The organism is Streptomyces bambusae (assembly GCF_019400985.1).
In the GTDB taxonomy this organism is placed as follows: domain Bacteria; phylum Actinomycetota; class Actinomycetes; order Streptomycetales; family Streptomycetaceae; genus Streptomyces; species Streptomyces bambusae_A.
Genome location: NZ_WTFF01000369.1, coordinates 1 through 6,815, shown reverse-complemented (window position 1 = coordinate 6,815; position 6,815 = coordinate 1). Strand labels below are relative to the sequence as shown.

Here is a 6,815-nt window from a genome sequence, read left to right as displayed (position 1 = left end):
CGCGAGCGGGGTGCGGTGTGTGAGTGATGTGGTGGGTCGGGTGCGCTCGGCGCGCGCGGCGCGCCCACCGTGCGGGGCGTGACGGGGGGGCCCCGTGAGTCCCCGCCGGCACCGCCGGGACCGGCGGTCCCGGTCATCCCGCGCCCGGTCGGGCCGGTCTCGTGGGGACCGCCGATGACATTGGTACGCGGGAGGCCGGTGTTGCGGCCGTTCGTCGGGACCTGCCGACCACCGCTGATGCCCTCACGCGGCGGCATTCCGGGAAGACCGTTCTTGCCGCCGGGGCCAGACGTCGAGGGCAGGCCAGGCAGGCCGTTCTTGCCGCCACCTGGGCCGGTCGTCGGGGGCAGCCCGGGCAGGCCGTTCTTGCCACCGGGCCCGGACGTCTTCGGACCCACCGTGGTGGGCGGAAGCGTCGGCGGCAGGATCAGGGGTGTGTTCGGGTTGGGGCCGGTGGTGGGCGGCGGAAGATTCGGCGTCGCGGGCAGCGGGGTCCGCTCCAGCGGCGCGATGCTGTCGATGTTGACGTCGACGTCCTTGTCGGGACGCGGACCGGTCGTGGACGGCGGGGTGGCGTCCGGGTTGGGCCCGTGGCCGGGAATCGAGCCGGGCTTGTCGTCACCGCCACCGTCGCGCGGCTGCGCGACGTACTTGTCCCCCACATTGGTGTTACGGCTCCCGTCGCCTCCACCACCAGGGCGCGAGATGTACACATCACCGTCACGGCCTTCCGGCACGACGGAGTCCGGCGGCGGCGGAAACGTAGGAATCTCCGCCTTGTTCATCTGCGTCGACGACGCCTCGTACGACTGCGCCAGCTTCGTCATCTGCTGGATGGCCTCGTGCCGGTCGCCCGACAGCTTCGACCAGGACTCCTGGCTCGTCTTCTGGGCGTCCGGGTCGTTGCGGAACTCCTTGGCCGCCTCGTAGTTCGCCGCCGCGGTCGCGTCGTACTTCGGCATGTTGGCCTTGACCTCGACGATGGTCTGGGCCGCGTTCTGCATCCAGGTGCCGCCGGTCTTGCTGTACTCGCCCAGGCGGAGGGTCGCGTTGCCCATGGCGTTGACCCACTCCTGGAAGGCTTCGGCGGCCTTGCCCTCCCAGCCCTGGACCTTGTGGTTCTTGAGGTCGTTGCCGATCTTCGTGATCGTGGTCTCGGCGTCCTTCAGGAGCTGGCCGCGCGACTTCACCGTCTCCGCGTTGACGGAGGCGAGCATCGCCAGCAGTTCCTGGTGCGAGTAACCCTCGAAGTTCGTCGTCGCCATTACATCTCACCCCCGGCGGTGCTGCCGTTGCCCTGCCCCTGCGCCTGCGGCTGCTGGGCCGCGTTCTCCTTGTGCTGCGGGTCCCGCTTCGGGTCGTAATGCTTCTGCGCGTCCGCGTGGATCGCGCGCATCCGCATCTTGACCTCGTCGTCGATGTTCTCGTAGCCGACCCTCGACGCCATGATCGCGATGCCCAGCGCCTCGATCTGGTTCGCCAGCCCCTTCGAGAGGTTCTCCAGCTCCGAACGGACCTTGTTGTACGCGGCGTAGAGGTTGTCCGCCTCCGCGAAGCCCTTGCCCAGGTCGCCCTTGCCCAGCGTGCCGTCCGCGATCTTGCCCGAGTCGGCCTTGGAGTCCTTGAGCTGTTCGAGCAGGGCGTCCACGCGCTGCTTGTACTTGACCATGGACTCGTGCTCGACGAACAGGGCCGGCGCCTGCGCGGCGATCAGGCCCTTGTTCGCCACTTCCAGCATCGGGCGGACCGCCCCGAACCCCGGGATCAGTCCAAAGATGCTCGCATCCACGTCCTCAGCCACAGCGGCCTCCCCGTCTCCCCGTCTCTCCCCGTTGTCGCGGCGTCACCGCCGCTCCCCGTCCCCGTACCGTCCCCGTGCCGTTCCCGTTCGCACCCGTGCGCGCGCAGAATTACGCAGACTCATCGATCACTTTAGCGATCGGCGCCGACAGTCCCAACCTCGGCTTGCAGCTGCAATGCGGGTCACACGGTCAAGAGTTGGCTCCCGCCACCGCCGCGGACGGCCGGATCGGGAGTCGGTTGACCGGGCGGCCCGTTGCCGCGCGTACTGCCGAGGCTACCGCCGCCGGTGCCGTAACCACAGGGACCGCGCTTGCCGCCTTCGCCCCGAACGGGGCGACGACGTCCCGCTCCTCCACGAGTTTGACGATCCGTACGGTCGGGCAGTCCAGTGCCGTCGGCAGCGCGTAGCCCGTCAGGTCGGGGTGGCGGACCATGCCGGCCACGGTGCGGAGGTTCTCGGTCAGGGCCGCGCCGACGCCCTGGGTGACCCCGGCTTCGATCCGGGCGCGCAGCTGGGCGGGGTTGAGGACGCGGCCGACGTCCTGGGCGACGGCGAGTTCGACCACGCGGACGGTGCCGAGCTCGATGTCCACGTCGACCACCGCGCGGATCGCGCAGAAGGCGAGGCCGACGAAGGCGTCGCCCTGGCCGTCGGCGTCGAGCGGCTCGGTGGGGTGCGGGCGGCACTGGGCGGTGGCCCACAGCTCCTTGCCCTGCATCGCCTCCGCCACCGTGGTGGAGAACGCGCCGTCGTAGGAGGTGATCCGGCCGTCCTGGATCTGGAGCAGCTCCGTCGACATGCCGAGCTTGTGCGCCATGGGCTGGAGCAGCTGCGTACGGACCATCTTCGCGGCCCGTTCGACGGCGCCGCCCGACACCCAGGTGTGCCGGCCGTGCGTCGCCGGGCCGGCCGGGGGCTGGTCGGTGTCCACCGGGGCCACCGAGACCTCCTCGACGCCCAGGACCTCCTGGACGATCTGGCGGGCCAGCGTGGCGAACCCCTGGCCGGTCTCGACGGCGGCGCAGATGACGGTGGCGACCCCGTTGTGGACCTTCACGGTGGCGGTCGAGACCTCGTCCGCGCCCTCGGCGCCCAGCATGTGGACCATGCCGAGGCCGTAGCCGACGCCGCGCCGCACCGCGCCCGGCTCGCCCGCGCCCTCGGGGCCGCCGGGCAGCAGCCAGTCCTCCTCGGGGGCGTCCTTGGGCAGCGAGGGCAGCTCGAAGTCACGCACCGAGCGCAGCAGTTCGGCGACGGGGGCCGGGCAGGTGACGGTCTGGCCGGTGGGGAGGATGTCGCCGGTCGCCAGGACGTTGCGCAGGCGCAGCTCGGCGCCGTCGATGCCGAGGGCGGCGGCCAGCTTGTCCATCTGGCCCTCGTACGCGGCGCAGACCTGCATCGCGCCCTCGCCGCGGACATGGCCGGAGGGCGGGTTGTTGGTGCGTACGGCCCAGCCCTCGACGAAGGCGTGCGGGACGACGTACGGGCCGCAGGCGAAGGCCACGGCGGCGGCCAGGGACTCGGCGGAGGAGTCGGCGTACGCGCCGCCGTCCATCAGGATCTGCGCCTCGACCTTGACCAGCCGGCCCTCGGCGTCGGCGTGGTGGCGGTAGCGCAGCAGGGTCGGGTGCCGGTGGGAGTGCCCGAGGAAGGACTCCTCGCGGGTGGCGGCGAGTTTGACCGGGCAGCCGGTGCGCAGCGCGAGCAGGCCGAGCGGGAGCTGGAAGCCGGCGTCCTCGCGGTCGGCGGTGGCTCCGGGTACGCCCGTGACGACGACCTTGACCCGCTCGGGTTCGAGGCCGAAGCAGGCGGCGGCCAGGTCGCGGTCGGTGTGCGGGTCGGTGGAGGCGGTGTACAGCTCGACGCCGCCGTCGGGGCGGGGCACGGCGAGGCCGGCCTCGGCGCCGATGGGGGCGGGGTCCTGGCGGCCGATGCGGTAGAGGCCCTCGACGACGACCTCGCCGGTGGCCTCCGGGTCGCCGTAGCGGAGCGGGATGTGCCGGATCAGGTTGCCGTCGGGGTGCAGCGGCGGGGCGGCGAAGGACTGCTCGGGGTCGGTGACGGCGTCCAGCAGCTCGTACTCGACGGCGATCGCGGCGGCGGCGAGGCGGGCGGTGTCGGGGTGGTCGGCGGCGACGGCGGCGATGGGCTCGCCGTGGTGGCGTACGACGTCGTGGGCGAAGACGGGCCGGTCGGCGATGCGGCGGCCGTGGGTGGCGGTGCCGGGGACGTCGGCGTGGGTGACGACGGCCCGCACCCCGGGCATCTCGGCGGCGGCCGAGGTGTCGACGGAGACGATGCGGGCGTGGGCGTGCGGGGAGCGCAGTACGGCGGCCCAGAGGAGCCCCTCGGCCCACAGGTCGGCGGCGTACGGGAAGGTGCCCTCGGTCTTGGCGCGCGCGTCGGCGGACAGGACGGAGGCGCCGATTCCGCGGGGCGTGGACGGCTGCGCCCCGCCCGCCCCGCCTTCTGCGCCGGCCCCCGCCGGCTGGCCGGCTTCGCCGGTCGCCGTGGCCGTCGGCGTCGCCGTGGCGGCGTCGTTCCCGCTCACGCCATTCCTCCGTGGTGGTGGTCGGGGTGGACGCCGCCTTCGCCGGGGGCGGCCTGGTGCGGGATACGGGCGTCGGCGAAGGTGCCGGTGGCGGGGCCGGGGGCGAAGCCTGGGCCGGTGGCGGGGTCGGTTCCGGCCGGCGCGTCGGCCGCCGCCTCGGCCGCTGCCGCCTCGGCTGCCGCTGTGCGGCCGGCGACGACCTCGCGGACGGCCTCGACGACGCCCTGGTAGCCGGAGCAGCGGCAGAGGTTGCCGCAGACGGCCTGGCGGGTCTCCAGCTCGCTGGGGGCGTGGTTGCCCTCCAGCAGGTCGTGGATGGTCATGGCCATGCCGGGGACGCAGAAGCCGCACTGGACGGCGCCGGAGCGGCACAGGGCCTGCTGTACGTCGGACAGCTCGCCGCCCGTGGCCAGGCCCTCGACCGTACGGACCTCACTGCCGGCGGCGGTGGCGGCGGGGACCAGGCAGGACGCGACGAGGCGGCCGTCGACCTGCACGGCACAGGCCCCGCACTCGCCCTGCGAGCAGCCGTCCTTGGCGCCTGCGAGGCCGAGGCGCTCGCGCAGCACGTAGAGCAGCGACTCGCCGATCCAGGCGGCGGTGACGGGGCGGTCGACGCCGTTGACGCGCAGGACGTAGGAGGCGAGCGGGTGCTCCCGGTGGGGCTCGTCGTACGCGTCCTCGGCGAGGGCCGGGTCGACAGCCGGGTACGCGTCTCCGGCGGCGGGGTCGGCGGCGGGGTCACCGGGGGCGCCGAACTCGGGCCGGCGGAGGTCGGGCTCGCCGAGCCCGGGGCCGTCGAGCTCGGGACCGTCGGGACCAGGACCGGCCAGACCGGGCGCACCGAGGCCGGGGGCGCCGAAACCGGGCTCGCCGGCGCCGGGCTCGCCATGACGCGCCTCGGGGTCCGTTCCGCCGTCCGGTCGGGTGCCGTCCACGGCCTCGCCGCCGCCCTGCTCGGCGTCGCCCAGGGACACGGCTTCAGGTGCGGCAATGGCTGCGGCTGCGGCATCCGCTTCGGCTGCGGCGTCCTGCGCGTACGCGTGGTCGTGCGCGGCCTCGTCCGGGTCCGCAGGCCGGTCTCCGGCGGGGGTGACCGCGGCCGACTCCTGAGCCACGAGCCCGTCGAAGGCCAGGTGCACCCCCTCGGCGGGCGTGTGGCCCGCCCCGGCCGCGTAGGACTCGGGACCGAGGTGGATCCCCTCGGCAGGTGTGTGACCGGCGCCGGCGGCGAACGGCCCCTGGCCGGCCTCGTCCGGAACCGGGCCCGCCTCGTGAGCCGCGTCGAACCCCGACGGCGTGCCTTCGGCCGGCGTGTGGCCCGCGCCGGGCCCATGCGCCCCAGGACCGAGGTGGATCCCCTCCGCAGGCGTGTGCCCGGCACCGGTAGCGAACAGCTCGTGGCCGGCACCGTCCCGGGCCGGGCCGCCGCCGTGAGCCGCGTCGAACCCCGACGGCGTGCCTTCGGCCGGTGTGTGGCCCGCGCCGGCCGCGTGCGCCTCGGGCCCGAGGTAGATCCCCTCCGCGGGCGTGTGACCCGCACCGGTCGCGTGCGCCTCGGGGTCGAATGCGTGCGCCTCGGGATCGAAGTAGATCCCCTCCGCCGGGGTGTGGCCCGCCCCGGCGGCGAACGTCGCGGTGCCGGCCAGCGCCGACACCGGGCCGTGTCCGTGGGCGTCGAACGCCGGCGCGGCGGCCTCCGCGGGCACGTGGCCCGGGTGGGACGCGTGGTCCTCGCCGGCACCCGGCGGGAGGTGTACGCCCTCGGCGGGCGTGTGCGCCGGGGCCATGAACGCCAGCGCGACACCCTCGGCCGGCGTGTACCCGGCCTCGGCGTGCGCCCCGTGTGCGACCTGGACGCCTTCGGCGGGCGTGTGCCCCGCCGAGGCGGCGAACAGCTCGCGGCCGGCCCCGTCCTGGGCCGGGCCCACGCCGTGGGCCGCGTCGAACCCGGACGGGTCGCCCTCGAACGCCCCGTGGACGCCCTCGGCCGGCGCGTACGTCTCCGGGGCGACCATGTGGACGCCCTCGGCAGGGGTGTGGCCGGGCCCGGCCGGGAAGGCCGCAGGGACGGCCCCGTCCTCGGCCCGGTCGTCGAACGCCACGGGGACGCCCTCCGCCGGGGTGTGGCCGGCCAGGGGCGCGTACGCGGCCTCACCCGGCGCGTGCCCGGTCGGTACGGCGTACGGGTCCGCGGTCGCGTGCGCCGCGGCCGGCGCCGTCGCGCCGGCGTAGGCACCGGCGTACGGCGCGAGGTCAGGGTCGGTGTCGGAGCCGGAGCCGGAGCCGGAGCCGGAGGCAACGGCAGCAGCAGCGTCGGCGGCCGGGTAGCGGGCCGGCTCGTGCGGGGTGCTGCCGTACGTGTGGGTGGCCTCGATGTCGGGGGCCGCGTCCAGGGGCGTGCCCACGCCCGGGCCGCCCAGAATGCGCTGGGGGCGCGCGGCCGAGGCACCGACGCCG

The 6,815-nt window shown here is 74.9% G+C and carries 4 protein-coding genes; all 4 read right to left on the bottom strand.

All coding sequences use genetic code 11. From position 1 onward, the window contains the following. Window positions 1-1,265 (bottom strand): WXG100 family type VII secretion target (locus GPJ59_RS31650; RefSeq protein WP_219671358.1); only part of this gene is annotated, 1,265 nt, incomplete at its 3' end. Then, a complete protein-coding gene (locus tag GPJ59_RS31645; RefSeq protein ID WP_219671357.1) occupies window positions 1,265-1,801 on the bottom strand; it encodes a hypothetical protein in 537 nt (178 codons plus the stop codon). The genes GPJ59_RS31645 and GPJ59_RS31650, both read right to left, overlap by 1 nt. Window positions 1,802-1,991: 190 nt before the next feature. Further along, the gene (locus GPJ59_RS31640; protein WP_308120593.1) at window positions 1,992-4,232 is read right to left on the bottom strand and encodes a xanthine dehydrogenase family protein molybdopterin-binding subunit; all 2,241 of its coding nucleotides are present in this window, start codon (window positions 4,230-4,232) and stop codon (window positions 1,992-1,994) included. 119 nt (window positions 4,233-4,351) lie between these two features. Continuing rightward, a complete protein-coding gene (locus tag GPJ59_RS31635; protein WP_374200967.1) occupies window positions 4,352-6,460 on the bottom strand; it encodes a 2Fe-2S iron-sulfur cluster-binding protein in 2,109 nt (702 codons plus the stop codon). Between the last annotated feature and the right edge of the window lie 355 nt (window positions 6,461-6,815).